The organism is Antarctobacter heliothermus (assembly GCF_900188425.1).
Classification (GTDB): domain Bacteria; phylum Pseudomonadota; class Alphaproteobacteria; order Rhodobacterales; family Rhodobacteraceae; genus Antarctobacter; species Antarctobacter heliothermus.
In genome coordinates this window covers 1-25,803 of record NZ_FZON01000025.1, presented here as the reverse complement: position 1 = coordinate 25,803, position 25,803 = coordinate 1, and the positions used below count along the sequence as shown (strand labels likewise).

Annotated in this window: 27 protein-coding genes; 9 read left to right on the top strand and 18 right to left on the bottom strand. The window is 62.1% G+C overall.

Translation table 11 applies throughout. The features are described from left to right. Positions 1–184: 184 nt before the first annotated feature. The 5 genes from CHB90_RS13680 to CHB90_RS13660 form a co-directional block, all read right to left on the bottom strand. Positions 185–841 (bottom strand): OmpA family protein, encoded by a 657-nt coding sequence (locus CHB90_RS13680; protein ID WP_425426625.1) that lies wholly within the window; start codon positions 839–841, stop codon positions 185–187. Positions 842–855: 14 nt separating this feature from the next. Then, positions 856–2,289 carry a type II and III secretion system protein family protein gene (locus CHB90_RS13675; RefSeq protein WP_089278429.1) on the bottom strand — a complete coding sequence of 478 codons (1,434 nt, stop codon included), beginning with the start codon at positions 2,287–2,289 and terminating at the stop codon, positions 856–858. A gap of 217 nt (positions 2,290–2,506) precedes the next feature. Beyond that, on the bottom strand, positions 2,507–3,361 hold the full coding sequence (gene cpaB, locus CHB90_RS13670) for a Flp pilus assembly protein CpaB (RefSeq protein ID WP_089278428.1): 855 nt from the start codon (positions 3,359–3,361) through the stop codon (positions 2,507–2,509). A 192-nt stretch (positions 3,362–3,553) separates the two neighbouring features. Continuing rightward, a complete protein-coding gene (locus CHB90_RS13665) occupies positions 3,554–3,733 on the bottom strand; it encodes a hypothetical protein (RefSeq protein WP_089278427.1) in 180 nt (59 codons plus the stop codon). A gap of 109 nt (positions 3,734–3,842) precedes the next feature. Then, on the bottom strand, positions 3,843–4,022 hold the full coding sequence (locus CHB90_RS13660; RefSeq protein WP_089278426.1) for a hypothetical protein: 180 nt from the start codon (positions 4,020–4,022) through the stop codon (positions 3,843–3,845). 361 nt (positions 4,023–4,383) lie between these two features. Between CHB90_RS13660 and CHB90_RS13655 the strand changes: the two genes are divergently transcribed. Continuing rightward, positions 4,384–5,262, top strand: a complete 879-nt coding sequence (locus CHB90_RS13655) for a lytic transglycosylase domain-containing protein (RefSeq protein ID WP_089278425.1) — start codon at positions 4,384–4,386, stop codon at positions 5,260–5,262. Positions 5,263–5,303: 41 nt separating this feature from the next. Here CHB90_RS13655 and CHB90_RS13650 read toward each other — a convergent pair whose 3' ends face one another. The 11 genes from CHB90_RS13650 to coxB all read right to left on the bottom strand — a co-directional run bounded on the left by CHB90_RS13650 (position 5,304) and on the right by coxB (position 15,320). Next, positions 5,304–6,719, bottom strand: a complete 1,416-nt coding sequence (locus CHB90_RS13650; protein WP_089278424.1) for an FAD-binding oxidoreductase — start codon at positions 6,717–6,719, stop codon at positions 5,304–5,306. Positions 6,720–6,832: 113 nt separating this feature from the next. After that, positions 6,833–7,660, bottom strand: a complete 828-nt coding sequence (locus CHB90_RS13645) for an MBL fold metallo-hydrolase (protein WP_089278423.1) — start codon at positions 7,658–7,660, stop codon at positions 6,833–6,835. Between the two features lie 130 nt (positions 7,661–7,790). After that, positions 7,791–8,375, bottom strand: a complete 585-nt coding sequence (locus CHB90_RS13640; RefSeq protein ID WP_089278462.1) for a GNAT family N-acetyltransferase — start codon at positions 8,373–8,375, stop codon at positions 7,791–7,793. Then, positions 8,375–9,637 carry a M16 family metallopeptidase gene (locus CHB90_RS13635; protein WP_089278422.1) on the bottom strand — a complete coding sequence of 421 codons (1,263 nt, stop codon included), beginning with the start codon at positions 9,635–9,637 and terminating at the stop codon, positions 8,375–8,377. Before CHB90_RS13635 ends, CHB90_RS13640 begins: the two co-directional genes overlap by 1 nt. Beyond that, positions 9,634–11,022 carry a threonine synthase gene (gene thrC, locus CHB90_RS13630; protein ID WP_089278421.1) on the bottom strand — a complete coding sequence of 463 codons (1,389 nt, stop codon included), beginning with the start codon at positions 11,020–11,022 and terminating at the stop codon, positions 9,634–9,636. Before thrC ends, CHB90_RS13635 begins: the two co-directional genes overlap by 4 nt. 1 nt (position 11,023) lies before the next feature. After that, positions 11,024–11,701, bottom strand: a complete 678-nt coding sequence (locus CHB90_RS13625) for an SURF1 family protein (protein WP_089278461.1) — start codon at positions 11,699–11,701, stop codon at positions 11,024–11,026. Between the two features lie 124 nt (positions 11,702–11,825). Continuing rightward, complete coding sequence (locus CHB90_RS13620) at positions 11,826–12,665, bottom strand: cytochrome c oxidase subunit 3 (RefSeq protein WP_089278420.1); 840 nt, start codon at positions 12,663–12,665, stop codon at positions 11,826–11,828. 24 nt (positions 12,666–12,689) lie between these two features. Continuing rightward, the gene (locus CHB90_RS13615; RefSeq protein ID WP_089278419.1) at positions 12,690–13,271 is read right to left on the bottom strand and encodes a cytochrome c oxidase assembly protein; all 582 of its coding nucleotides are present in this window, start codon (positions 13,269–13,271) and stop codon (positions 12,690–12,692) included. Further along, positions 13,261–13,431, bottom strand: coding sequence for a hypothetical protein (locus CHB90_RS26570; RefSeq protein ID WP_170941063.1), 171 nt, complete (start codon positions 13,429–13,431; stop codon positions 13,261–13,263). The genes CHB90_RS13615 and CHB90_RS26570 overlap by 11 nt, the downstream gene beginning before the upstream one ends. Further along, positions 13,428–14,363, bottom strand: a complete 936-nt coding sequence (gene cyoE / locus CHB90_RS13610) for a heme o synthase (RefSeq protein ID WP_089278418.1) — start codon at positions 14,361–14,363, stop codon at positions 13,428–13,430. The genes CHB90_RS26570 and cyoE overlap by 4 nt, the downstream gene beginning before the upstream one ends. Positions 14,364–14,444: 81 nt before the next feature. After that, positions 14,445–15,320 (bottom strand): cytochrome c oxidase subunit II, encoded by an 876-nt coding sequence (gene coxB, locus CHB90_RS13605; RefSeq protein WP_089278417.1) that lies wholly within the window; start codon positions 15,318–15,320, stop codon positions 14,445–14,447. Between the two features lie 179 nt (positions 15,321–15,499). Between coxB and tldD the strand changes: the two genes are divergently transcribed. Both tldD and dprA read left to right on the top strand, forming a co-directional pair. Further along, positions 15,500–16,921, top strand: a complete 1,422-nt coding sequence (gene tldD, locus CHB90_RS13600; protein ID WP_089278460.1) for a metalloprotease TldD — start codon at positions 15,500–15,502, stop codon at positions 16,919–16,921. A gap of 285 nt (positions 16,922–17,206) precedes the next feature. After that, entirely contained in the window at positions 17,207–18,406 is a 1,200-nt protein-coding gene (gene dprA, locus CHB90_RS13595) for a DNA-processing protein DprA (protein WP_089278416.1), read from the top strand. A 6-nt stretch (positions 18,407–18,412) separates the two neighbouring features. Here dprA and CHB90_RS13590 read toward each other — a convergent pair whose 3' ends face one another. Next, the gene (locus CHB90_RS13590; protein ID WP_089278415.1) at positions 18,413–18,847 is read right to left on the bottom strand and encodes a hypothetical protein; all 435 of its coding nucleotides are present in this window, start codon (positions 18,845–18,847) and stop codon (positions 18,413–18,415) included. A 186-nt stretch (positions 18,848–19,033) separates the two neighbouring features. On the opposite strand from CHB90_RS13590, the gene topA reads away from it, so the two are divergent. The 6 genes from topA (at position 19,034) to CHB90_RS13560 (ending at position 25,351) form a co-directional block, all read left to right on the top strand. Beyond that, on the top strand, positions 19,034–21,754 hold the full coding sequence (gene topA / locus CHB90_RS13585) for a type I DNA topoisomerase (RefSeq protein ID WP_089278414.1): 2,721 nt from the start codon (positions 19,034–19,036) through the stop codon (positions 21,752–21,754). Between the two features lie 89 nt (positions 21,755–21,843). After that, positions 21,844–22,410 carry a L,D-transpeptidase gene (locus CHB90_RS13580; protein WP_089278459.1) on the top strand — a complete coding sequence of 189 codons (567 nt, stop codon included), beginning with the start codon at positions 21,844–21,846 and terminating at the stop codon, positions 22,408–22,410. An 87-nt stretch (positions 22,411–22,497) separates the two neighbouring features. Beyond that, on the top strand, positions 22,498–23,202 hold the full coding sequence (locus CHB90_RS13575) for a CoA transferase subunit A (protein WP_089278413.1): 705 nt from the start codon (positions 22,498–22,500) through the stop codon (positions 23,200–23,202). Beyond that, complete coding sequence (locus CHB90_RS13570; RefSeq protein WP_089278412.1) at positions 23,202–23,825, top strand: 3-oxoacid CoA-transferase subunit B; 624 nt, start codon at positions 23,202–23,204, stop codon at positions 23,823–23,825. Before CHB90_RS13575 ends, CHB90_RS13570 begins: the two co-directional genes overlap by 1 nt. Positions 23,826–24,140: 315 nt before the next feature. Next, positions 24,141–24,407, top strand: a complete 267-nt coding sequence (locus CHB90_RS13565; protein WP_089278411.1) for a hypothetical protein — start codon at positions 24,141–24,143, stop codon at positions 24,405–24,407. A 98-nt stretch (positions 24,408–24,505) separates the two neighbouring features. Then, on the top strand, positions 24,506–25,351 hold the full coding sequence (locus CHB90_RS13560; protein WP_089278410.1) for a hypothetical protein: 846 nt from the start codon (positions 24,506–24,508) through the stop codon (positions 25,349–25,351). Positions 25,352–25,499: 148 nt separating this feature from the next. Here CHB90_RS13560 and CHB90_RS13555 read toward each other — a convergent pair. Beyond that, on the bottom strand, positions 25,500–25,803 hold a 304-nt coding region (locus CHB90_RS13555), incomplete at its 5' end, for a transposase domain-containing protein (RefSeq protein ID WP_141135879.1).

Here is a 25,803-nt window from a genome sequence, read left to right as displayed (position 1 = left end):
CGGTCAAACGAAAACCGGCAACAATTTTCAGTTTCGCGGCTGCGGGCAAGGGGCAAAACGTCCCCGACCTGGGGGCTGGCTGTGCGAAAAACGGCAGGTCCGGGGACAGATCGGGCACTGCAGACCTGACAGCAAAAAGGGGCCCAAAGGCCCCTTGTCGCGGTGTCGCTGGTGTGTGGCCGAATTACTGGGTTACTGCCAGATCCTGCCCCTGAAGGCCGGTCAACCCGGTCACAGGTTCCGCGCTGCGGATATATTCGCGGTAGATGACTTCGGCATATTTGCCGTCCATTACTGTCGGGTGACGCGCAACAAAGCCCGAAACCTCTGTCACGGTGCGCCGGTTGCGACGCTCGCGGCCTTCGGTCACGATCAGGGGCTGGGTTTCGCCGTAGGACACAACCGCCTCCAGCCGCGACTTGCTGATGCCCTGGCTGGAAAGATAGTTCACAACCGCGTGCGCCCGGCGCAGGCCCAGCCGCTTGTTGAACGCATCGCCGCCAACCTTGTCGGTGTGGCCATAGACGCGAAAGCGAATCTCGGGGAATTGGCGAATCCACTGCGCCTGTTCGCGCAGGGTGTCGCGAGCGCCGTGGTCAAGCTCGGCGCTGTTGAAGGCAAAGTTGACCGTTGTCATCACCTCAGAGGCAAACCGTTGCGACAGATCGTAGATGATCTGTTTTTCGCCGGTCATCAGCTGATGGTTGTTCATCGTCGCGTTGCCAAAATGGCCCGTGTCGATCAGCGCGCCCGCCTGACGGTCAAACCCGTCCGGTGTCTGAGTGCATCCAGAGATCACAAGGCCCATTGCCAGGGCGGCGGTTATCGGAAACCTGGTCATTTTGCGCCTCTGCATCAGTCCATCACATATCCGTAAGACCCGGTGAAATCCTGCTTGGCCACTTCGCCCGCAGCGCCAGTTTTCGGCACGTTGCCGCCGGGTTTGCCAGCCACCTTGCCGCGCAGGAAAAGGTCACGTTCGGTCGGTGGGACAACGCGGTCGGTGGGCAGGGCAAAGTATTCGCCCCTTGTCGGAGTCACCAGATGCGGTGTCACGATGATCACCAATTCGGATTGCGCACGCTCAAACTCGGCGCTGCGGAACAGCGCCCCCAGAACCGGCACATCGCCCAGCCACGGCAGCTGGGAATTGGAGTCGGTGAAATCATCCATCAGCAGACCGGCGATGGCAAAACTTTCGCCGTCGCGCAGTTCCACCGTGGTCGAGGTCTCGCGCCGCTTGAAGGCGTTGACGGAAATGTCCGACAGAACGATGGCGTTGCCGGTGTCGATGGACGAGACTGCCGCCTCGAGCTCGAGGTTGATCAGATCGCCGTCGATCACCCTGGGAATAAAGTTCAGCTCAACACCGAAGGGTTTGTATTCGATGGTGATCGTGTTGTTCTGTTGGCTGACCGGGATCGGGTATTCGCCGCCTGCAAGGAACTTCGCCTCTTGGCCCGAGAGGGCGGTCAGGTTCGGTTCAGCCAGTGTGCGGACAACGCCTTTGCGTTCCAGCGATTCCAGCATGATGCCCACTTCGAGCCCGCCAGCGTTGAACCCAAAGAGTACCGCACCTTCAACGTCTACCGCCTTGGGCGCCAGTTTGTTGGCCACCGCGTCCACATCGGCCAGCGAGGCCGCGTTTCCGGTGCCCAATTCCAACCCAAGATCGCCGTTCAGCACCGACCCACCAGTGGCCAGCGATGTACGCAGCATCTTGGCCGCCGTGCGTTCCATTTCGGCAAAGCGGACCTTCAGCATGACCTGCTGAACGCCACCCACCGACATCAGGTTCGATACCCGATCAGGGGCATAGCGTTCCGCTAGGTCCAGCGCGCGCTGCATCCGTCCAGTCGAGGTGACGGTACCTGACAGGACAATGCCGTCGTTTGCTGTGCGCACTTCGATCTTTTCCTGCGGCAGGATCTGCCGCAGACGTTCCTTGAACTCGGACACATCCGGCGACACCCGGATATCGACGTTGGTGATCAACTCACCCGCCGCATCCAGAATGGTCAGCGTCGTTGTCCCCGGCGATTTGCCCAGAACATAGATGTTTCGGTCGTTGAGTGACGAAATATCGGCGATGGCGGGGTTGGCGATGGAAAGCTCCGCAAAGGGAAGGTCGCTTTCGACGACCAGCGCCCGGTTCATCGGAACATTCAACACCGGCTGAGAGCCGTTGCGCAGGATGCGCAGCGTGTCCGCCTGCACCTTTGCCGCAAACGGCGCAGCCGTCAACGACAGGCCCAAAAGGGCCGCCTTAAGGAATCTGTCAATTTTCATGTGACCTGCCTCTCGATCACGCCTCGGTCGCAGGTCTAGCGCCTGCCTTTTCCCGAACATGCGGCAATTCTTGTTTTTTTGCAAGAATCAAAGGCTTCAGGGTGGTCATTTATGTGGATAACCCGCAACAGGCGGGTTTTTGCAACACACGAAAGGCCCCCGCGATGGCGGGGGCCTGTGTGAGGCAAGCGGTTGAATTCGCCCGGTGAAACAGCGGTCAGTTGGTGCAGGGGATCGGGATCTCGACCACGTCAGCGCCGCGGCGCACGCGGGTGGTGCAGGTCTTTGCTATCTTTTTCTCCACCCGTTCCTCGGTGGTGATGCCCAACAAAGAAAGCTGATCGACTTCAATCGCCTCTGCAACGGTGTCGTCCAGCTGGGACATCAACGACAGAGACAGTTTCCCGGTCGACTGGGCCTGCGCCAGCGCGGCAACCTGCTGCGGGCTGGCCGCGACGGTTACGGTGCGCGCGATGGTGGCGGTGTTGTATTCGGTGTCCGAAGTCTGGTCGATGGCGATCAGATTGATGCCCGTCTGGATAAGTTTGGTTACTTCGCCAGAGGACCGCTCACCGATTTCACCCGGCAGGCGACCTGTCCAGTAGACGTCAACCCGGTCACCGGGGCGCAGGAAGCCAGACACGCCAGAGGCCACGTCAACCTTGATGGCAAAGGCGCGCTGCCCACGCGCCAAACGCGAGGTCAGACCGGCATCGCCGCCCGGCTCCGAGACTTTGACGGCCATGAGGACTTCGGCCTTTTCGATCGGGCGCATGGCAAGGCGCGCGCCTTCCCCGGTCACGAAAAACGGGTTTTCCGCGTCGAAGAACGTCTCTGGCAGGGCCTTTTGAGGCCAGGGTGTCAGGACCACGTCTTCTTTCGTGATCTCTTCGCCATAGCTGATGGCCCGCGTTGTGACGTAGACCTCCTTCACTGGAACAGATGAGCCCGATTTGGCACGTTCCTGCGCCAACGCACTTTCGTAAGCGCCAATGTAATTCTGCGCCATGTAGACGGCAAAGCCCGCCAGGGCGAGGCCGGCGATGAGCACAAGTCCGAATACGAGTCGCATGGGTCACCTCACTTGGAATGTCACTGCTTTTTCCGGCGAACCGGCTTGGGGTCAGAATGCCCTGCAATTGCGGCAAGAACGGGACAGGGGCGGGGCGCTTTGGCGACCCACCCCTGTTCCCGCCAAGCGGCCGTTGCACAGCATAGGGCGGCCCGGATACCGGGCCGCCCTGGGTTTGCGTGGCAGCAAGGGTCAGAAATCGTTCTGGCGCACCAGTTCGGCGGACACGCCGTCGCGCAGGCCGAGCGTGGCGGTTTCCGCAGCGGTATAGGCAGCGATGCAGAGACCCACGATAGCAGCAGTCAGAACGACCCAATCCACGGTCACGGCACCATCTTCCTTTGACAAAAAGGCACTGAGCAGAACGCGCATGGTGTAACTCCGGGGCTGGGGGGCCGCACGTCAAGACATGCGGGTGTGAAAAAGGCGCGCACCGCAGCGCGCGCCTGGTCGTCAGGTGATCGTCAAGCGATCAAGTGACTTAGAAGTTGTTTTCGAGAGCCACACGAGCAGCCGCTGCGTCGATCAGGGCCTGGGAGTTGGTTTCGATGGTCGAGTAGGCGGCCACGGCCAGGCCCACGACGGCTGCGGTCAGAACGACCCAGTCAACTGTTACGGCGCCGTCTTCGTCCTTGCGGAAGTTCTTGATGAAGTTGATCATTGTTCTCTCTCCGTAGATGTGTGCGTTTGTTCGCATTCACCGTCTCGGGGTCGTAGCGGGCCTCTCTCAACTTGCCCTGTCCCTCGTCGGTATGACTGTAAATTGCCGGTGGTTTGGGGCGAGAGTGTGGCTTGAATGGTTTGATTTTGGAGCGTCGCATTTTTTTGACTTACATTTCGTTAAGCGACTGCTTTTTATTGATAAATTAAATTTGGCCGATGCTCATCCAGTAGGAGTTTGACCCGGTGCCCCCCGCTTTGGCGGGCGATGGTTTTCCAAAGCGCAACACTGATGGATAAATCAGTCGGATTGTGCGAGAATGAGAATAATAAGGACCGAAAAACAGGGATCGAGCAGGCCCATGGTCGTCAGAACGTTATTGAGCGCCGCAATTGCGGCCAATTTGATCTGTGCGGCGGGCGTGCAGGCGCAGGAGGCGGCCAGTTCGCCCCCGGCTTTCAAGGATTTCACCTTCAAACGGGTCAAACCACCCGAATCCGGCACCAAGAAGCGGATCACCGTGCAGATTGCGCCGCGCGCGAATCCTGCGGTTGCTCCGCCGCTGCCATCCGCGCCGGCGCCAAACCCTGCGCCGCAGTCCGGCGTGGTGACGGGCGCCATTGCAGGTGCGCCCGCCGTTCCGCTGGGCAGTTATGCGTGGTTCTGGAACACGGTCTCTCCCGAGGTTACGGCCACCGGGCCGGGTCGTCTGTCGCCAGCGCTGGCCACATTGACAAAGGGCCCAGAGGGGCAAAGCGTCGGTGCGCCGCGTCTGCAAGGGTTGCAGGAGATTGCACAAGTGCATGGAATTGATCTGTTGCGGGAAACGGTTGGGACGCGTGTGTCTCCCGCGCTGGCGCTTGCGGTGATTGCGGTTGAATCAGCCGGAGAGTCGCGCGCCAAAAGCAAGGCAGGCGCGCAGGGGCTGATGCAGTTGATGCCCGCCACGGCAGAGCGTTTTGGCGTCAAGGATGCCTTTGACGCGACGCAGAACATCCGGGGCGGCGTGGCATTTCTCGATTTCCTGATGGAAAAATTCGAGGGCGATCCGATCTTGGTGCTGGCCGGGTACAACGCCGGGGAAAACTCTATTGGAAAGCACAGCGGCGTCCCGCCCTATGCCGAGACGCGCGACTATGTTCCCAAGGTGCTTGCCGCCTTCAGCGTGGCGCGCGGCCTGTGCATGACCCCGCCGGAACTGATTTCGGACGGCTGCGTCTTTCGGGTGATGTCGCCGTAGAACGACCCTGTCCCGGACTTGATCCAGGACCTTGCCGCGACTCAGGCCCGCAAGACCGCGCCCGGGTTCATGATGCTCCTGGGGTCCAACGCCGCCTTGATTGCCCGCATCGCCGCCAGTTTGGCCGGGTCGCCGTAGCGTTCCAGATCGTCGACCTTGAGCCGCCCGACGCCGTGTTCGGCGCTGATCGACCCGCCAAGGTCATGCACGAGGTCGTGCACGCAGGTCTTGATCGCATCGCGCTGATTGACGTGATCTTCGCGGGTGCGCCCCGGCGCGGGAAAAACATTATAGTGCAGGTTGCCATCCCCCACATGCCCAAAGCAGTTGATCCGCCAGTCACCCAGCGTGGCCAGCGCGGCCCCGGCGCGGGTGATGAAGTCGGGGATCAGGCCCAGCGGGACGGAAATGTCATGGCTCGACACCGCTCCGATACGCCGGTTCGCCTCGGGGATGTGTTCGCGCAGGGTCCAGAGATCCCGAGACTGCCCGACCGATTGTGCGATAATCCCGTCCGACACCAGACCGGCCTCAAAGGCCTCGGCGAAGATCTCTTCCAGCGCGGCCGACGGGTCAGCGCCCGCGCCTTGGCCGATCTCGATCAACACCGACCAGTCCGGCGCGGTGGCCCAGGGCTGGCGCAGGTCCGGCAGGGTTTCGGCCAGAAAGTCAAACCCGGTGCGGTGCAGCAACTCGAACGCGCTGACCGTCTCGCCCAGCTGTCCGCGCGCCATGGCCAACAACGCCAGCGCCGCCTCGGGGGAGGGGACGGTCATCAGCGCCGTCCCGATGGTGGTGGGACGGGGGGCAAGTTTCAGGCTGGCGGCGGTGATGATGCCCAGCGTGCCCTCGGCACCGATCAGCAGGTGACGCAGATCGTAGCCGGTGTTGTCCTTTCGTAACCGTTTCAGGCCGTGCCAGATCGACCCGTCGGGGAGGACCGCCTCCAGCCCCAGCACCAGGTCGCGCGCATTGCCATAGCGCAGCGTGTTGACGCCGCCCGCATTGGTTCCGAGCAACCCGCCGATCTGCGCCGACCCTTCGGAGGCCAGCGATAGCGGAAAGAGTCGATCCGCCTCTTCGGCGGCGCGCTGAACATCCGCCAGAATTGCCCCAGCCTCGACCACGGCGACGTTTTCCTGCGGGTAGACGGCGCGGATCGCGGACATGCGTTCCAGCGAAATCACCAGCGGGGCGGGGCCTTCGGGCTGCAACTGTCCGCCAACGAGGCCGGTGCCACCCCCAAAGGGGACGATGCCGATCCCCTCTTCGGCGCAGGCAGTCACGATCGCTGCCACCTCTTCGACCTTGCGCGGCAGGGCGACCCATGTTGCGGTGCTGGTCCAGCGCCCGCGCGGTTCTTCGAGGAAGCGCGGCTCTGCCGGGCGCAAGGTGTCAGCTGGCAAGGTCTGGCCCAGGCGGCTGGCAAAGGCATCGTCGGCGGGGGCGAGTGGCATGAAGTCCTCCGGGCAAAGATCGATGCGTTTGTGGCACGGGCAGGTGTGAGGGGCCAGCCCCTCACGCACCCCGGAGTATTTCGGCAAAGAAGAAGCACAAGGAAGTGTCCGGGTCAGTCCGGGTCGCTCAGGAAACTTGGCTGCAACACGATGACCGTGGGCCGGGAGGGCAGATCGCGCAAAGAGATTTCCAGCGCGGCGCTATCGCGCCTGTCTATGGCAAAGGTGTCGCCGACGCTGGTGAGGAATTGTTCCAGCGCATAGCCCGAAAACCAATGCATCGGGATCACGACAGAGCTTTTCAGCCGGTCCACGATTCGTTCCACCGTTGCAAGCGGGATCGTCATGCCACCGTCCACCGGCACCATCAGGATGTCGGCCCGCCCCAGCGCTGCGTATTGGCGCGAGGTGGGTTCATGGTGCAGGTGGCCCAGGTGGGCGATGCACAGACCCTCGACCTCGAAGATGAAAATCGAGTTTCCGTTCGGCTCATCGCCGCCATAGGCAGAGCGGATATCAGTCGAAACATTGCGGATCAGCATTTCGTCCAGATCGAGATGGTGTTCGATCCCGCTGCCAAACTCTTCTCCCCAGCCGCGCAGCACATGCGGAATCGCCGGGTCCAATGCGTTGGTCCAGTGGGTGGTGTGGGCATGGTTCATTGTCACGACGTCGGGGATCAGCCGCGTGTTGCCAATGAAGCCGTTGAAATCGGTCACCGCCTCCAGCCCGCCGCGCGTCTGGATCATGAAGGACGCATGGGCGATGTAGTGGATGCGCACGCTGTAGTCGGGGATCGGATCTGTCCAACTGGCCTTGTGCAGGTATTCCAGCCCGGGCGCTGCGTCTGCGATGGCGATGCAATGACTGGGGCGGCGCTGTTCCTGCGCGCTGAGGGCGCTGGCAAGAAGGCAGAGCATGGCGGCGGCGAGGCGGATCATCGGACGCTCCTACGGCGGACACTATGGGGTGCCGTAAGGGTAGCGCGTGGGCGCAAATTGCCAAATGCACAACTGCGTGGATCGGGGGCAGAGCAGGGCGGATGCCGGAAAACCATGCACGCGGCGCGGATCAGCCGATGTCGGTTCGTCCGCGCCGGTCGATCCTGAGCGCCGCGTACAGAACATGGGTCCGCCAGCGTCCGTTGATCTGCAGATAGCTTTGCGCGACGCCTTCGTATTTGAAACCCGACTGTTCCAGCAAGCCGCGCGAGGCGACGTTTTCGGGAAGGCAGGCGGCCTCTAGTCGGCTGAGCCCCATGTGTTCAAAGGCGTAGTGGACCATGGCGGCGATGGCCTCGGACATGTAGCCGTGCCGCGTATATCGCTCGCCGACCCAATACCCCAAGGTGCCGGCCTGCGCCGGGCCGCGGCGGATGTTGTCCAGCGTGATGGCGCCCAGCAGGGCCTGATCGTCACGGCGCACGACAAACATCGGCAGCGCACTGCCGGACCCGATAGAGCGGGACGCCCAGTAGACGCGGTTGGTAAACGCCTTGCGCGTCAGGTGGTCCGGAGCCCAGGACGGTTCCCACGGGGTCAGGAATGTCTCGCTTTCCCGGCGCAGGAGCGACCAGGGCGTGTAATCGGAATGGATCGGCGGGCGCAGGGTCAGCCGCTCGGTCTCTAGCTTAACCTTGCGCCGGAACGCCAGCATCATGCCGCTCGGCGCGCCTGCACATCGGCGAGGGTGGGAGCCGTGTCCACCGGACCGTAAAGCGCCAGCGCGGCGGCGGCCTGAGCGGCCTGCTCTTCGGCAAAGCGCAGCACGTCGGCGCGGGTGACGGCATCAATCTTGGCCACGGTCTTTTCGATCGGCGGCACCTCTCCCCAGATCTGGATCATGCGGGCGCTGCGTTCGGCACGCGACGACGGGCTTTCGAGACCCATGAGCAGACCGGCCTTCATCTGGGCGCGGGCACGCTCGACCTCGGCGTCGCTCATGTCCTCGGTGGCGCGCTTCATTTCATCTATGGTCAGGTTGATGAGTTCGGGCATCTCGGCACCCGAGGTGCCTGCGTAGATCGTCGTCATGCCCGTGTCGGCATAGGCGCCGTTCTGGGCGAAGATCGTGTAGCACAGGCCGCGTTTCTCGCGGATCTCTTGGAACAGGCGCGAGGACATGCCGCCGCCAAGGGCCACGGAATAGATCTGGGCGGCGTAAAAGGCCGGGTCGCGATAGCCGGGGGCCTCAAACGCAAGCGCCAGATGCGCTTGTTCCAGATCCTTGGTGCGCCGCGCCTCGCCGCCGTGAAAGCGGGCTGCGTCGGCACTCAGCGCGCTGCGCGGGACCATGTCGCCAAACAGGTCTTCGGCCTGTTTCACCAGCGCGTCGTGATCGACGCCACCAGCGGCCGACAGGATCATCTGGTCCGGGCCGTAGTGTTCATTGACAAAGGCGGCAAGGTCGTCGCGGTTGAACCCCTGCACGCGCGCGGTTTCGCCCAGAATGGTGCGACCGATGGGTTGATCCGGATAGGCCTTTTCCTGCAACCAGTCAAAGATCACGTCGTCGGGCGTGTCATGCGCCTGACCGATTTCCTGCAGGATCACATGGCGCTCTACCTCGATCTCTGCGGGGTCGAAAACTGGATTGCGCAGGATGTCGGCGATCACGTCCACCGCCAGGCCGACGTCCGCGTTCAGCACGCGGGCGTAATAGGCCGTCACCTCGCGCGAGGTATAGGCGTTGATATAGCCACCCACATCTTCGATCGCCTCGGCGATCTGCAACGCGCTGCGCCGCTTGGTTCCCTTGAAGGCCATGTGTTCGAGGAAATGGGCAATGCCGTTCTGCTCGACCCGCTCGTGGCGTCCGCCTGCCGTGACCCAGAGACCGACAGCCGCCGATTGAAGGCCCGGCATGTTTTCGGTCACGATACGCAATCCGTTGGAGAGGGTGGCGAGTTTGACGGTCACTTGGCAATACGCTCCTGAATGAGGGTCTCTAGGGCGGTGAGGTCGTTTTCGACCCGGGTTACCCGTTCCGAACGCTCATAAAGGTCCGCCATGCGATTTGGAAGAGGGGGGCGAATGCCGCTGGCCTTTTCAACCGCGTCGGGGAACTTGGCCGGATGGGCGGTGGCCAGCGTGATCATCGGTGTGGCCGGGTCGCGCATGTCCTCACCCACGCGCACGCCGATGGCCGAATGCGGGCAGAGCAGTTCGCCCATCGAGGCGTTGGCGCTGCGGATGGTTTCCAAGGTCTGCTCCTCGGACACGCGACCGCTGTCGAAATGTTCGCGCAGCGCCTGCAACGCGCCCTGGCTGACGTTGAAGCCGCCGTTTTTCAACTCGTCCATTAGCTGCGCCACGGCATTGCCGTCGCGGCCATAGGCGTCGAACAGAGCGCGCTCAAAGTTGCTGCTGACCTGAATGTCCATCGAGGGGCTGATCGACGGATGCACCTGCGACGTGGCGTATGCGCCCGACGACAGGCAGCGGTGCAGGATGTCGTTCTGGTTGGTGGCGACCACCAGCCGGTCGATGGGCAGGCCCATGCGCTTGGCGATGTAGCCTGCAAAGATGTCGCCAAAGTTGCCGGTGGGCACCGTAAAGCTGACCTTGCGGTCCGGCGCGCCAAGGCTGACAGCGGAGGAGAAGTAGTAGACCACCTGCGCCAGAACGCGCGCCCAGTTGATGCTGTTCACACCCGCCAGCCGCACGGTGTCGCGGAACTCAAAGTGGTTGAACATGTCCTTGAGGCGGGCTTGGCAATCGTCGAAATGACCATCCATCGCCAGAGCGTGTACGTTGGCCTCGGGCGGGGTGGTCATCTGGCGCCGCTGCACCTCTGATACGCGACCATGCGGGTAGAGGATAAACACATCGACATTGTCGAGCCCTTTGAACGCCTCGATGGCCGCAGAGCCCGTGTCACCAGAGGTCGCGCCGACGATGGTGACACGCTCTCCGCGCCGTTCCAGCGCCTCTTGGAACAACTGGCCGATCAGCTGCATGGCAAAGTCTTTGAAGGCCAGCGTGGGGCCGTGGAACAGTTCCAGCAGGAAATGCCCCGGCGCGATTTGCACCATTGGCGCGCGGGCGTTGTGTTCGAACCCGGCGTAGGCCTTGGCGATCAGGTCGGCAAAGACCTCATCGGTGAACCCATCGCCCACAAAGGGGCGCATCACGCGAAAGGCGGTTTCCTCATAGCTGAGACCGTGCAGGGCGCGGATGTCATCGGCGCTCATCTGCGGGATGGTCTCGGGCACATATAGACCGCCATCGCGGGCCAGACCGGACAGCATGGCCTCTTCGAAGGTCAGCGCGGGGGCCTGTCCCCGGGTCGAAATGTAACGCATGTCAGGACTCCTTGCCTGTCTTGAGACGCCGCATCCAGACGCCAGTCATGATGAGCCAGACCGCGGCGAGCGAAAACCACGTTATGGCATATTGCAAGTGATCATTCGGGATGCCGTCGGTGTCGACGGGCAACGGCGTCACGCCCGGGTCGGCGGGGGACATGTCGCGGACGATCACCAGCAGCGGTTCGGTGTCCAGCGCCTCGGCCATCGGGCCGATGTCGCGGGCGTACCAGATGTTCTTGGCGGGATCGTTGGCGGGGGTGGAGGAATTGCGGTCATCCGTCCAGTGCAGATTGCCCCGGATCGTCGCGGGGCCTGCATAAAGTGGCAGGTCCTTCTGGTCGACCGGAACATAGCCGCGATCCAGCAGGATGCGCCGCCCGTCGTCGGTCTGGAAGGCCGAAATAAATCGCCAGCCCGCGCCGCGATGTTTCACAGACACTAGAACCGCGAGCGCGTCGCCGCCCATCTCTCCTGTCAGCTCGACAGGTTGATAGCGTTGCGCGTCGGGGTCGATGAGACGGGGCAGGGGCTGTGGGGCGTCCGCGATGGTGGTTTCGATCTCGGACAGGATGTCCTGTTTCCACGCCAGTCGCTGGATTTGCCAGGTGCCCAGCCACAGCAGGATGGCTATGCCGGTCAGACCAAGGACAAGAGGGGCGGTGTAGCGGTTCAAGAGGCCGGCTCCGAAACGAAAAGGCGCGCCCATATGGGCGCGCCTTGGTTTATCGTGTGAGGCCGTGGGTGCAAGACCCATCCTTGCCAGTGGGGCACTGGATGGGCTTGTGGCCTGCCGGTCCTCAGCCGCCCCAGATGTAGACGGCGCAGAACAGGAACAGCCAGACCACGTCGACAAAGTGCCAGTACCAGGCGGCGGCCTCAAACCCGAGATGGTTATCGGCGGTAAAGTGGCCGCGCAGCACGCGCATCAGGCAGATGAACAGAAAGATCGTGCCGACAACAACGTGGAAGCCGTGAAACCCGGTCGCCATGAAGAAGTTGGCGCCATAGATGTTGCCGGAGAAGCCAAAGGCGGCGTGGCTGTATTCGTAGGCCTGGAACACCGTAAAGATCATGCCCAGCAGGATGGCGATGATCAGACCGTTCTTGACGTCCCGCCGGTTGTCCTCATGCACCAGGGCGTGGTGCGCCCAGGTGGCTGCGGCGCCCGAACAGAGCAGGATCAGCGTGTTGATCAGCGGCAGGTGCCAGGGGTCGAATGTTTCGATTCCAGCAGGCGGCCAGACACCGTCAACGGCGGGCGAATTGCCGGCTGGGTCCATCGGGTACATGGCGTGTTTGAAGAACGACCAGAACCAGGCGAAGAAGAACATCACCTCGGACATGATGAACAGGATAAAGCCGTAGCGCAGGCCGATCAGCACAACGGGGGTGTGATCGCCGACCTTGTTTTCGACGACGGTCTCTGACCACCAGCCGAACATGACGTAGAGCACGCCGACAAAGCCGATCAGGAACAGCCAAGGCCCGCTCAGAGTGATCGCCTCGAACAGGATGGTCATTTCCCCAGACATCCAGGCCACTGCGCCGAACAGCATGGCAAAGCCAAAAACCGCGCCGAGAAGCGGCCAGATGGAGGGGTTCAGAATGTGGTAATCGTGGTTCTTTGCATGCGCCATGTCAGTTCATTCCCTCGTTTGGCGTTAGTTGACGGACGCATCCGCGTCTCTTTTGGCGTCAAGAGCGGCCTGCGTCTCTTCGGGCAGGTCGATCTCGTAGAAAGTATAGCTTAGCGTAATGTGGCCGGTGTGTTTGGCATCGCGGTCGGACACGATGCCGGTGTCGACGAAAAAGCTGACCGGCATCATGACCCGTTCGCCGGGCATCAGCACCTGCTCTTCGAAGCAGAAACAGTCGATCTTGGAAAAGAAGGCGCCCGCCTCGTAGGGGGTCACGTTATAGCTGGCCTGCCCGGCAATGGGGCGGTTGGTGGGGTTGTACGCCTCATAAAAGGCCAGACCCTGTTCACCGATGCGGATGGTCATCTCACGCTCGACGGGTTTGAACTCCCACGGCATGCCGCGTTCCTTGGAGGCGTCAAAGCGGACCTTGATCGTCTTGTCCAGAACGTCCCCGGCAGCGGCGGCCACGTTGGGTGTGCCGCCAAAGCCCGTAACCTTGCAGAACCAGTCGTAAAACGGAACCGAAGCCCAGGCGAGGCCGCCCATGAGCACCACAACGCCAACCGTTTGCAGAAGTGTTTTCTGTTTTCCGTCAACCGCCATCGGACACTCCCCGCTCGGGCTGCATCTGGAGCCCGCCTTGTGTGATTTTCACATAGGTCAATCCCAGAATGATCACGACAAATGCCGCCAGAACCAGACCGACGCCGGTGTTGCGGCCCTGACGGCGTTTGTGCAACTCATGCTGTTTGCTCAGGCTCATCCCCAGACCCCCGCGCGGTCAAGACCGGCGTCCACCAGGATCGCCCCGAAGTGGGCGAAGAGGTAGAGCAGCGAGAGTTTGAAAAACGACCGTTCCGCCTTGTAGCTGTCCGCTTCGGCGGTGTCCTCGTCACGGCGGGCAATCTGCACAGCGCCCTTGAGGAACAGCGCGTTCAACACGAGCGCCGTCACCAGATAGATCGGCCCGCCCACCTGGGTGAAGGCAAGGCCGATGGCAAACGCGGCCAGAAGCACGGTGTAGACAAGGATGTGGCGGCGGGTGGCGCGGCGACCGTGGGTGACGGTCAGCATCGGCACGGTGGCGTTGTCGTAGTCCATGCGGACAAACAGGGCGAGTGCCCAGAAATGCGGCGGCGTCCAGAGGAAGGTCAGACAGAACATCAACACCGAGGCGGTCGAGATATCGCCCGTTGCAGCGGCCCAGCCGATCATCGGGGGAAAGGCCCCGGCGGCACCGCCGATCACGATGTTCTGAGGCGTCAGCCGTTTCAGCCACATGGTGTAGATCACGACGTAAAAGAAGATGGTAAAGGCCAGCAATCCCGCCGCCACCCAGTTGGTGGCGAGGCCAAGAAAGACGACGGCAAAGGTCGACAGCGTCAACCCGATGGCCAACGCCTCATCCCGGGTGACCTTGCCGGCGGGGATCGGGCGTCTTGCGGTGCGTTTCATCACCGCGTCGATGTCCGAATCGTACCACATGTTCAGCGCGCCAGACGCACCACCGCCGACGGCAATGAACAGCACGGCGCAAAAGCCCACAAAGGGATGAACGGCAACGGGCGCGGCCAGCAGGCCCACGAAGGCCGTGAACACCACCAGCGTCATGACGCGCGGCTTCAGCAGGGCGAAGTAATCGCCGAACTGAGCCTCGTTTTCATAGGCGTCCGAATGCAGGCTTGCGTCGCTCATTGTGGATCCCTTGGCAAAAGATGCGCCGAGGCGGCGCACCTTGTGTGCACTATGTAGGGCGGGTTTTCACCCTGCCGAGGCTCAGTTGGTCAGCACCGCGCGCACGTCGGTATAGCCACCTTCGTCGATCGACGCAGCAAGCCATGCCTCATAGGCCTCTTCGCTGACAACCTTGACGGTGATCGGCATGTAAGCGTGGGCGATGCCGCACAGCTCCGAACACTGGCCATAGTACACACCCTCTTTTTGCGGTGTGAACCACAGTTCCGCCAGACGGCCGGGCACGGCGTCCTGCTTCACGCCAAAGGCGGGGATGGTCCATGAGTGAATGACGTCCGCGCCGGTGACCTGCATCACGACCGTCTTGCCCACGGGCAGGACGATGGCGGTGTCGGTGGCCAGCAGGAAGTCGCTCTTTTCATAGCCGGCATCGACCAGCTGTTCCTCGACACCGGCGGACATGCGGTTGTCGCCGCCGGTGGCCGGTGAGCCGATCATGTAGGCGTCATAGGCCAGATCGGTGCCGACATATTCATAGCCCCAGTACCACTGGTAGCCGGTCACCTTGATGGTGATGTCGCCCTCGGGGATTTCCTGTTGTTTGAACAGAACCGGCAGTGAGAACGCGCCGATAAAGACCAGGATGACGATCGGGCCAATGGTCCACGCCACTTCGAGCGGCGAGTTGTGGGTAAAACCCTTTGGCACCGGGTTGGCCTTGCGGTTGAAGCGGACGGCGGCGAAGGCCAGCAGCCCGGTCACAAAGAGGGTGATAATGGTGATGATCACCAAAACCATGCCGTCCAGCCACTGAAGATCGGCGGCCAGTTCGGTTGCGGCGGGCTGAAAACCCATTCCGCCATCGTGCGGTTTGCCCAGCACGGGAAGGTCTTGCGCCAGTGCCGGCACTGCAAGGAAGGCACTCAAAAGGCCCAGAAGCATCGATTTGCGTTGCATGTCTCACCCTGATCGGTTGCGAGTGTGGTCCACGGGAGGGCCACGGCGGCGGACCCGAACGGCCCACGCACCTCCCATTGCGTTCTGCCCTGCTTAAAATCATATTCCGGTATGCCGGGAAAGCTCGGCCCTTGCGGCAAACCGCCGCTTTTTTGATCCAGATCAAGCCGGAGACGCCCATGACCCCCTCTGCCTTTCGCCCGTTCGAGACCCATCTGGACCTTGAAAACACCACCAGACTGGTGCGCACGGCGCTGAACGGTGCCGAGGACGGCGAGTTGTTTCTGGAACGGTCCCGCTCGGAATCATTGGTGCTGGACGACGGGCGGGTCAAGACGGCCAGCTATGATTCGTCCGAAGGATTCGGTCTGCGCGCCGTCCGGGGCGAGGTGGCGGGATATGCTCATGCGACAGAAATCAGTGAAAGCGCGCTGAAACGCGCGGTGGATACGGCGCGACTGGCGATCGGTGACGGCGGCGGCATCATGTCCCCGCCCCCGGCAGGCACCAACCGGACGCTCTATACCGATGCCGATCCCATCGACGGCGCCAGTTTCCCGGTCAAGCTGGAAGTGCTGCGCGAGATTGACGCCTATACCCGCGATCTGGACCCGCGCGTCGTCCAGGTGACGGCGACCATTGCGGCCTCCCTGCAAGAGGTTTCGATCCTGCGGGCGGACGGGGCGCTGGTCAGCGACACCCGCCCCATGACCCGCGTCAATGTCTCTGTCATCGTCGAACACAACGGCCGCCGCGAATCCGGCACGGCAGGCGGGGGCGGACGTGTGTCGCTAGAGGGGCTGCTGGCACCGCAGGACTGGCAGTCCAAGGCCCGTGAGGCGCTGCGCATCGCGCTGGTGAACCTGGAGGCGGAACCGGCCCCGGCGGGAGCCATGGACATCGTGCTTGGCCCCGGCTGGCCCGGTATCCTGCTGCACGAGGCCATCGGCCACGGGCTGGAGGGCGATTTCAACCGCAAGGGATCTTCGGCCTTTGCCGGGTTGATGGGGCAGCGGGTGGCCGCCAAAGGTGTGACCGTTCTGGATGACGGCACGATCCCAGACCGTCGCGGGTCTATCACCATCGACGATGAGGGCACGCCTTCTGGCAAGAACGTACTGATCGAGGACGGCGTGCTGGTGGGCTACATGCAGGACCGGCAGAACGCCCGCCTGATGGGGGTGGAGCCGACGGGCAACGGGCGGCGGCAGAGCTTTGCCCATATTCCGATGCCGCGCATGACCAATACCTACATGCTGGGCGGCGACGCCGATCCGGCGGATATTGTCGCCGATCTCAAGGACGGCATCTGGGCGGTGGGCTTTGGCGGCGGGCAGGTGGACATCACCAACGGCAAGTTCGTGTTCAGCTGCACCGAGGCGTACCGGGTCAAGGACGGCAAGGTTGGCGCCCCGGTCAAGGGCGCCACGCTGATCGGTGACGGCGCGACCGCGCTCAATCAGATCCGGGCACTGGGCAACGATATGGCGCTGGATCCGGGTATGGGGAATTGCGGCAAGCAGGGTCAATGGGTGCCCGTCGGCGTGGGGCAACCCACGGTGATGATCGGCGGCCTGACCGTGGGTGGCGCGCAGGCCTGACGGTCGGGGCGGGGCAATACAAGGTTCCGGCCACGCGCATTTGCGTTCGTCGACAAAGTCCACCAATCGGCTGGAAACCACTCGGCGCACTGGTTTGGGGCCGGTGGCAAGCCATCGATTCGATTGCGGGCGGCGTGGCGGTTTTTTGTAAAGCGCCATGCCTTTTCACCTGTTTTTCCACGAATTCGGTGAGTTGTGCCTTGTAGTCATGGAATTCGAACTGGGATTTACCTGCCGTTAACCAGCTTGCCGCTATGACTTCTGAAGCAAGACGACGGGGTCCGGATGCGCGACGAAACTCACTCTTCCACTCACCCCCCACTCCCACCCACCACGGAAGATCATCGTGTGGCCTGGCTCCGTCTCTTGCGATCACGCCGCGTCGGGCCGACGACTTTCTGGAGATTGCTGGCCGAACACGGAACTGCCGAAGCCGCGCTTGATGCGCTGCCCGAGGTTGCCCGCGCCGCAGGGGTTGATCGCTACGAATCCTGTCCATTGGGTGTGGTTGAGGCGGAACTGGCGGCTGGACGGCGTATCGGCGCATGGATGATCTGCCGTGGCGAGCGTGACTACCCCGAGGACCTTGCAGAGATCTCTGATGCGCCCCCGATTCTTTGGGGTGTCGGTGATCGTGCCGTGTTGCGCCGGGCCAAGGTGGCCTTGGTGGGCGCGCGCAGTGCCTCGTCGCTGGGTACACGGATGGGCCGCCGTCTGGCCGAGGGGCTAGGGGCGGCAGGCCATGTTGTGGTGTCCGGGTTGGCACGCGGGATTGATACCGTTGCTCATGTGGGCGCAATGCCCACCGGAACGATCGCCGTCATGGCTGGCGGGGTCGACGTGCTCTATCCTGCCGAAAACACCCGCCTTGCAGAGGAAATCGCCGCCAATGGTGGTGCGCGCATCAGCGAACAGCCTGTCGGAATGCAGCCCGTCGCACGCCACTTTCCCACCCGCAACCGCATCGTCTCTGGCCTGTCGCGGGGGGTTGTGGTGGTTGAGGCGGCGGCCAAGTCAGGCTCACTGATCACGGCACGCACCGCGCTGGATCAGGGCCGTGAGGTGCTGGCCGTGCCCGGCCACCCGATGGATGCGCGCGCCAGCGGTTGCAACATCCTGATCCGCGATGGTGCCCGGCTGATCCGCAACGTCGAGGACATTCTGGAGGCGCTGCCCCCGGCAGAGGCCCCCACGATGCCGGTTCGACAGGTGCAATTCGACCTTCCTGAGCCCGATGTCGTGCCACCCGTGCCCGCACCCGCAAGTCAGGCCAAACCCTCTGCCAAGAGCAAGCTGCGTGAGACCGCTGCCTTGCACCAGAGTATCCTTGACCGGCTGGGGCCATCGCCCGTTGCCGAGGATCAACTGATCCGGGATCTTGGCGCATCCGCCGGCAAGGTGTCGCCCGCCTTGACGGATCTGGAACTTGACGGTCAGATCAGGCGGCAGCCCGGGGGGCTGTTGTCGCTTGTGCCGCGCAATTGACCGGGGTCAGCAGACCTCCGGAATCACTGCGCCCCATGTCGGGCAGAACTGGGGATCCGCCCACCAGACATCGGTGGCACCCATCGCATGATGGACCGCAACCCATGTGTCGCCGGACCGCAGGTAGAGGGTCTGAATATCGACGCCGTCCCAGTCGAACGGATTGTCCCAGCCGGGGCGCTGCGGGATTTCGCTTGCAGTGATCTCGCGCCCGCCGGGCCGCACCGGATGCAGGCTGGCAAAGGCCACGTTGCCATCGACTCGCAGGTCGGACACGACAAAGGCAACGGGCGCGCCAAGGACCCACTCGGCGTGTGGTCGCATCGCATCCATCAAATGCGTTCGCAGGTCGGACCCGCGCTGCGGCGTCTCCCACGCCGCGGCGCACAACGGCGTAAGGGTCAGAGCGGCAGCAGCCAGCGTCATGGCAATTCGGAACATGGCAATCCTCCTCGGAATGCCCTGATACTAAGCGCAGAACTCGCCTTTCGAGAAGCCTGATCAGGTGCGCCCCATCCCCGTTGATTGACAAATCGGCCTTGCACCCCACATGTTGCGCCGCCATACGCGGCACCAGACAAGGCCCCCGCAAGGCCATAGAATTTATTCGCGAGAAAGCAGAGTCCCATGCCCGTCGTTGTCGTCGAATCTCCGGCCAAGGCCAAGACAATCAACAAATATCTGGGTTCCGACTACACGGTTCTGGCATCCTACGGCCATGTGCGTGACCTGCCTGCCAAGAATGGTTCGGTCGATCCCGAGGATGATTTTGCGATGACCTGGGAGATCGCGAACGATTCGCGGAAACACGTTGCCGCCATCGCCGAAGCGCTGAAATCCGACGACGAACTGATCCTCGCAACTGACCCCGACCGCGAAGGCGAGGCGATCAGTTGGCACCTCAAGGAGGCGTTGACAAAACGCCGTTCGATCAAGAAATCCACCAAAGTGGAGCGGGTGACGTTCAACGCGATCACCAAGGCCGCAGTGACCGAGGCGATGAAGAACCCGCGCGACATTGACGCGCCGCTGGTCGAGGCTTATCTGGCTCGCCGGGCGTTGGATTATCTTGTGGGGTTCAATCTGTCGCCGGTGCTGTGGCGCAAGCTGCCGGGCGCGCGGTCTGCCGGGCGGGTGCAGTCGGTCTGCCTGCGTCTGATTGTCGAGCGTGAACAGGAAATCGAGGCGTTCAATGCCCGCGAATACTGGCAAGTGCGCGCGGCGCTGACCACGCCGCGCGGGCAGGAATTTGAGGCGCGGCTGGTCAATCTTGCTGGCAAAAAGCTGGACCGCTACGACATTGCCAATGTGACCAAGGCCGAAATGGCGGTAAGCGCGATTGAAAAACGCGCGCTGAAAGTGATGAGCGTTGAGGCAAAACCAGCTTCGCGCAACCCTTCCGCACCCTTCATGACCTCGACCCTGCAGCAAGAGGCCAGCCGCAAGTTCGGCATGGGCGCCAAAGCGACGATGAACACGGCGCAACGATTGTACGAAGCAGGCTACATCACCTACATGCGGACCGACGGCATCGATATGGCGCCTGAGGCGGTGCAGGAATGCCGCGCCGCCATTCAGGATCGGTTTGGCAAGGAATATGTGCCGAGCAGCCCGCGCATCTATAAAAACAAGGCCAAGAACGCGCAGGAAGCGCACGAGTGTATCCGCCCGACCGATATGACCAAGGACGCAGAGGCGCTGCGATTGGCGGAACCCGACCAGCGTAAGCTGTACGACCTGATCTGGAAACGCACCCTGGCGGCCCAGATGGAAGGCGCACGGCTGGAACGCACCACGGTCGAGATCAGCAGCGACGATGGTCAGGTCGGCCTGCGCGCGACCGGGCAGGTTGTTCTGTTCGATGGTTTTCTCAAGGTCTACGAAGAAGGCCGCGACGAGCCGGTCGAAGACGACGACAAGCGTTTGCCGCAAATCATGCAGGGCGAGCCCGCCAAATTCTCGACGGGCAGCCTAAAATCCGACCACGCCAAGGCGATGGAAAAGGGCACAGAGCGCGGTTTGCCCGCTGTCATGTCCGGCGACGGCGCGACACTGGCCACGCAAAGCTTTACCAACCCGCCGCCGCGCTACACCGAGGCAACGCTGGTCAAAAAGATGGAAGAACTGGGCATCGGTCGGCCCTCGACCTATGCATCGGTCATCACCACGATTCAGGACCGCGAATACGTCCGCAAGGAGCAGAACCGCCTGTTCCCCGAGGACAAGGGCCGGATCGTGACGATCTTCCTGCTGAACTTCTTCAAGCGCTATGTGGAATATGATTTCACCGCCGCTCTGGAAAACGAACTGGATCAGGTCAGCGCGGGCGACAGCGATTACAAGGAACTGCTGGCCAAGTTCTGGCGCGATTTCAGCGTGGCAATTGCCGAAACCTCTGACCTGCGGATCTCCGAAGTTTTGGATATCCTGGACGAGGCGTTGGCCCCGCAACTGTACCCACCGCGGGAGGATGGCAGCGATCCGCGCATCTGCCCGAAATGCGGTCAGGGGCAATTGCACCTCAAGACGTCCCGCACCGGCGGCTTTGTCGGCTGTGGCAACTATCCCGAATGCACATACACCCGCCCTATCGCGGGTGAGGGCGCCGATGGCGAAGAAAAGCTGTTGGGGCAGGATGCGGGCGATGAGATCTGGCTCAAGGCCGGGCGTTTTGGCCCCTATGTTCAGCGCGGCGAACCCACGCCCGAGAACAAGAAACCGCCACGCGCATCGCTGCCCAAGGCCAAGGGCAGCTATCTGCCCGGCTGGGATCCAGCGGATATGACGCTGGAAAAGGCGCTGACGCTGCTGACCATGCCGCGTGAAGTCGGGATGCACCCGGACGGCGGCGTTGTCAGCGCCAACCTTGGCCGGTTTGGTCCCTATATCATGCACCAGTTGCCGGATGAGGAAAAACCCATCTACGTCAACCTCAAGGAATTTCAGGAGGTTTTCGAAATCGGCATGAACCACGCGGTCGAGCTATTGGCACACAAACGCGCCAATCCGGGGCGTGGACGCCAGGCTGCCAAGGCGCTGCGCGAGATGGGGGAGCACCCCGATGGCGGCAAAATGTCGGTGATGGAGGGACGCTATGGGCCTTACATCAAGTGGGAAAAGGTCAATGCGACCCTGCCCAAGGATGTGGACCCCAAGGACTTGACGTTGGAGACGGCGGTGGCGCTGGTCAACGAAAAGGCTTCGAAGGGCGGCAAGAAGAAGCCTGCTGCCAAGAAACCCGCTGCCAAAAAGACACCCGCCAAGAAAACGCCCGCCAAGAAAACGCCCGCCAAGAAGCCGGCGGCAAAGAAGGCCGCGCCGAAAAAGGCCGCGGACGACGCGGACTGAGTCTCTGCACACATCCTGTAAATAACATGTGATTGGTGCCGCGCCGCAGCGAGATGTATCTTTTGCCTGAAACAGGCAAAGAGGGCATCATGACAGGAAGAATTTCCAGACGCGGCCTGCTGCTTGCAGGCGGGGCGTCCCTGATCGTTCCGGCGCAAGTCCGCGCGCAACAGAGATCCGAAATGGCCGGCGCCCGCCGGAATGTGTCCAGCTTCGCCAGTCAGGACTGGCGGGACCATTTTGATGAATTGGGCGTAGGCTGCATTGTCTGCGACACCACCAGCCGCGCGTTGCACTACTGGAACGCCGACGGCAGCGACTATCGCGTTTACCCGACTTCTGTACCCAAGACGGACGAGCTGACCAAGCGCGGCTATACCAAGATCGTGCGCAAGAAGGTGGGCCCGTCGTGGACGCCGACAGCCTCGCAGATGGAGCGGTTCCCCGATTGGCGACCCGTCGAAGGCGGCGCACCGGACAATCCGCTGGGTACCCACGCGCTGTATTTCGATTGGCCCGCGTATCTGATCCACGGCACCCACGACACGCGCAAAATTGGACGTCCTTCCTCGGATGGGTGTATCGGGCTGTACAATGAAAAGATCGCCGAATTGTTCGAGATCACACCAATCGGCACGCAGGTGCGGCTGATCTGATGTGAGCGCTCACATCCCGGAGGTGCGTTGACATCCCGCTGCGGGGCAGCGAAAACTCTCCTGATCCAGAAAACAGGGGAGTTTTCCATGAAAAAGGTCTACGGCACGGCTGCCGAGGCATTGGATGGGGTGCTGTTTGACGGCATGCTCATCGCTTCGGGCGGCTTTGGCCTTTGCGGCATTCCGGAATTGCTGATCGACGCGCTGGTCGAGAGTGGCGTCAAGGACCTGACCGTTGCGTCGAACAACGCCGGGGTCGATGGTTTCGGCCTGGGCAAGCTGCTTGAAACGAAGCAGGTCAAGAAGATGATGTCTTCTTATGTTGGTGAGAACGCCGAGTTCATGCGCCAGTACCTGTCAGGGGAGCTGGAGTTGGAGTTCAACCCGCAAGGCACGCTGGCAGAGCGGATGCGCGCCGCTGGCTGCGGCATTCCGGGCTTTTACACCAAGACCGGCGTCGGCACCCAGATCGCCGAAGGCAAAGAAGTCAAAACCTTCAACGGAGAGGATTATATCCTCGAAGAAGGCATCTTTGCCGATCTCGCCATCGTCAAGGCCTGGAAGGCGGACGACACCGGCAACCTGGTGTTCCGCAAGACGGCGCGCAACTTCAACCCGCCGGCGGCCATGTGCGGCAAGGTCTGCGTCGTCGAGGTCGAAGAGATTGTAGAGCGCGGCTCGCTTGATCCCGACCACATCCACCTGCCGGGGATCTATGTTCACCGGATCATCCAGGGGGACCACGAAAAGCGGATCGAACAGCGGACCGTTCGCAAGCGGGAGGAAGCATAATGCCTTGGGATCGGAACCAGATGGCGGCACGCGCCGCCCAAGAGCTCGAAGACGGCATGTATGTGAACCTTGGCATCGGAATCCCGACGCTGGTGGCCAACTATGTCGGTGACAAGGACATCACCCTTCAGTCGGAAAACGGCATGTTGGGCATGGGGCCGTTTCCGTTCGAAGGGGACGAAGACCCCGACCTGATCAACGCTGGCAAACAGACGATCACTGAACTGGCGCGCACGTCCTATTTTGACAGCGCGACGTCCTTTGGCATGATCCGCGGCGGCAAGATCGCAGCCGCGATCCTTGGCGCGATGGAAGTGGCCGAAAACGGCGACCTTGCGAACTGGATGATCCCGGGCAAGCTGGTCAAGGGCATGGGCGGCGCGATGGATCTTGTCGCCGGTGTCGGTAAGGTCATCGTGGTGATGGACCACACTAACAAGCACGGCGACAGCAAGGTGCTCAAGGCGTGTACCCTGCCGCTGACCGGCACAGGCGTGGTGGACCGCATCATCACCAACCTTGGCGTGCTGGACGTGGTCGAGGGCGGTCTGAAGATCGTCGAGACCGCCGAGGGCGTCACCGAGGACGAGCTGCGCGCAGCGACCCAGGCGACCATCGTCTGATCCTTCCGTGCCCCGGACCTGACAGGGTTCGGGGCACGATTTCAGACGGGCACGCGGTGCCGCGCGCTGACCCCGATTTGCGAAAACAAATGGTCTGCTGTGTGGAACGATCGGGGGCCGTGGTGCGCCCTCAGGTGGATTTCCTCGTCACGCACCATCGCATAGATTGCATTCAGCGAAAAATCATCAGGCATCGGCACAATTCCATTGCGCGGTGACGCTGGGAAGGGAACCGTGTGCGCGGGTAAACCGCTCCTGTCATCGGTTGTCCGACGGTCACTATTTTTCTGATCAGACAGATTGAAAGGATATCCTATGCGTTCATTTGTTGTTGCGCTTGTTTGCACCCTTTGCGCCTCTGCCGCCTCCGCCAGTCCGTTGACCTGCTGGTACAATAGCTCTGGCGCGTCCACCGGCGCGGATGGCGGCAGCATGGACGTCCCCGAAGCGCAGTGGGGTCTCTCTTATGCCATTCCGAACCCGCGTGCGAATGGAACGGACGACTATGCCTATGTGATCATTCTGCCAAGCTACGACAGCGGCAACGATTGTCCCGAAACGGCCGAGCTTCGCGCCGAATAGTCAGAACTCCTTGAAACTCGTCTCTGGACCGCTGGCCCGTAGCGGATACGGGCCAGCGAACGGGTTTTTGTGACGTTTGAAAGCATGGGAACAATTTGATGGGCATTTTGCGAAACGTGGCGCTTGCGGTGGGCTTGGCCTGTGCCGGTCCCGCCGTGGCTGATGGAGTGAACCCGCTATACGATCAGAACGGCAATTACCTTGGCGACGTCGAAATTGTCGGCGACGTGGTTGATCGGACCGGGACCGAATACGCGCGTCTCGACATCCGGTCGCTGCGGCTGACCCTCTATGTCGACCCGGACGCGATCTATGTGATGCTGGACCCGAACAACCCGATCATTCGGGGGCAGACGCCGTTCAGCGGGTACTGGATTGGCTGGGACCCGGACCCAAGCGGCGACTGGCGCCGTTGCGACTATGGCGTCTACCCGGATCATACAGGGCGTGAGCATCAGCTCTATGGCGACCTTGTCTGGACCAACCTCAGCTACTCTGAACAGGATGACCTAGTTTTTGCAATCGACCTTGGGCATTGCGGTGATCAGGTCACGTCTTGGGTCACCAACTATTCCGGGCCGGCCGCCAATGGCCACGGCGCGGTGGGAATGGACCCCTGGGATCTTGATCATGTGCGGGACATTTGCGGCAACGCATCAGACTTGCAGGAGCGTGCGATTGGCTGCTCTCGCGTGATCGCGCATCCAGAGGCCACGGTGGACGATGTGACCTGGGGCTTGTGGAGCCGCGCCTACGTCCGATGCGGGCAGTCCGTGCCGGATACAGAGATTGTGGCTGACCTCATGACGGCTGTCCGGCTGGACCCGTATACTTGGCAGGAGTACTTCCGCAAAGCGGGGGGCTATGCGGGGCCGCTTGATGGCCAGGTCTCATATGAGTTGTATGAGGCGGTGGGACGGTATGTGACCGGAGGCTGCCAGTAGGCCGTCGTCAACACACAGCGAAAACGAAGACGGGGCAGGATCCGAAGACCCTGCCCCATCTCATTGCGCCCTGTTCGGGAGGAGAGAGCGCAAATTCCGGTTCGACCGTGGCCGAATTACTTGGGTAAGCATCCGGCGAGGGACGCGGTCACGCGGCCTTGACAGCTTTCTGCTCGGCCTTCCAGTTCCATGGGAGCAATTCAGGCAAGCGTGACACGGTGATGTCTGGCAAGCGCGCCAGGACATCTGCCATCCAGGCTTGCGGGTCGATGTCGTTCGTCTTGCAGCTGACAATCAGGGTATACATGAAGGCCGCCCTTTCGCCGCCGCGCTCTGATCCGGCAAAAAGCCACGACTTTCTTCCCAATGCGATCCCTCTGAGGGCGCGTTCGGCGGCATTGTTGGTCAGGCAGATGCGCCCATCCTCCAGGAAAGCGGTGAAGGCATCCCAT

Excerpts from the sequence above, each read along its gene's own strand:
- cyoE (WP_089278418.1), bottom strand. The coding sequence starts at position 14,363 with ATGAGCGACGCAAGCCTGCATTCGGACGCCTATGAAAACGAGGCTCAG.
- CHB90_RS13560 (WP_089278410.1), top strand. The coding sequence starts at position 24,506 with ATGGGCATTTTGCGAAACGTGGCGCTTGCGGTGGGCTTGGCCTGTGCC.
- tldD (WP_089278460.1), top strand. The coding sequence starts at position 15,500 with ATGACCCCCTCTGCCTTTCGCCCGTTCGAGACCCATCTGGACCTTGAA.
- CHB90_RS13640 (WP_089278462.1), bottom strand. The coding sequence starts at position 8,375 with ATGCTGGCGTTCCGGCGCAAGGTTAAGCTAGAGACCGAGCGGCTGACC.
- CHB90_RS13615 (WP_089278419.1), bottom strand. The coding sequence starts at position 13,271 with ATGGCGGTTGACGGAAAACAGAAAACACTTCTGCAAACGGTTGGCGTT.
- CHB90_RS13565 (WP_089278411.1), top strand. The coding sequence starts at position 24,141 with ATGCGTTCATTTGTTGTTGCGCTTGTTTGCACCCTTTGCGCCTCTGCC.
- cpaB (WP_089278428.1), bottom strand. The coding sequence starts at position 3,361 with ATGCGACTCGTATTCGGACTTGTGCTCATCGCCGGCCTCGCCCTGGCG.
- CHB90_RS13655 (WP_089278425.1), top strand. The coding sequence starts at position 4,384 with ATGGTCGTCAGAACGTTATTGAGCGCCGCAATTGCGGCCAATTTGATC.
- CHB90_RS26570 (WP_170941063.1), bottom strand. The coding sequence starts at position 13,431 with ATGAGCCTGAGCAAACAGCATGAGTTGCACAAACGCCGTCAGGGCCGC.
- CHB90_RS13590 (WP_089278415.1), bottom strand. The coding sequence starts at position 18,847 with ATGTTCCGAATTGCCATGACGCTGGCTGCTGCCGCTCTGACCCTTACG.
- CHB90_RS13680 (WP_425426625.1), bottom strand. The coding sequence starts at position 841 with ATGACCAGGTTTCCGATAACCGCCGCCCTGGCAATGGGCCTTGTGATC.
- CHB90_RS13665 (WP_089278427.1), bottom strand. The coding sequence starts at position 3,733 with ATGCGCGTTCTGCTCAGTGCCTTTTTGTCAAAGGAAGATGGTGCCGTG.
- dprA (WP_089278416.1), top strand. The coding sequence starts at position 17,207 with ATGCGCGACGAAACTCACTCTTCCACTCACCCCCCACTCCCACCCACC.
- CHB90_RS13650 (WP_089278424.1), bottom strand. The coding sequence starts at position 6,719 with ATGCCACTCGCCCCCGCCGACGATGCCTTTGCCAGCCGCCTGGGCCAG.
- CHB90_RS13575 (WP_089278413.1), top strand. The coding sequence starts at position 22,498 with ATGAAAAAGGTCTACGGCACGGCTGCCGAGGCATTGGATGGGGTGCTG.
- CHB90_RS13675 (WP_089278429.1), bottom strand. The coding sequence starts at position 2,289 with ATGAAAATTGACAGATTCCTTAAGGCGGCCCTTTTGGGCCTGTCGTTG.
- CHB90_RS13645 (WP_089278423.1), bottom strand. The coding sequence starts at position 7,660 with ATGATCCGCCTCGCCGCCGCCATGCTCTGCCTTCTTGCCAGCGCCCTC.
- CHB90_RS13660 (WP_089278426.1), bottom strand. The coding sequence starts at position 4,022 with ATGATCAACTTCATCAAGAACTTCCGCAAGGACGAAGACGGCGCCGTA.
- coxB (WP_089278417.1), bottom strand. The coding sequence starts at position 15,320 with ATGCAACGCAAATCGATGCTTCTGGGCCTTTTGAGTGCCTTCCTTGCA.
- topA (WP_089278414.1), top strand. The coding sequence starts at position 19,034 with ATGCCCGTCGTTGTCGTCGAATCTCCGGCCAAGGCCAAGACAATCAAC.
- CHB90_RS13620 (WP_089278420.1), bottom strand. The coding sequence starts at position 12,665 with ATGGCGCATGCAAAGAACCACGATTACCACATTCTGAACCCCTCCATC.
- CHB90_RS13580 (WP_089278459.1), top strand. The coding sequence starts at position 21,844 with ATGACAGGAAGAATTTCCAGACGCGGCCTGCTGCTTGCAGGCGGGGCG.
- thrC (WP_089278421.1), bottom strand. The coding sequence starts at position 11,022 with ATGCGTTACATTTCGACCCGGGGACAGGCCCCCGCGCTGACCTTCGAA.
- CHB90_RS13570 (WP_089278412.1), top strand. The coding sequence starts at position 23,202 with ATGCCTTGGGATCGGAACCAGATGGCGGCACGCGCCGCCCAAGAGCTC.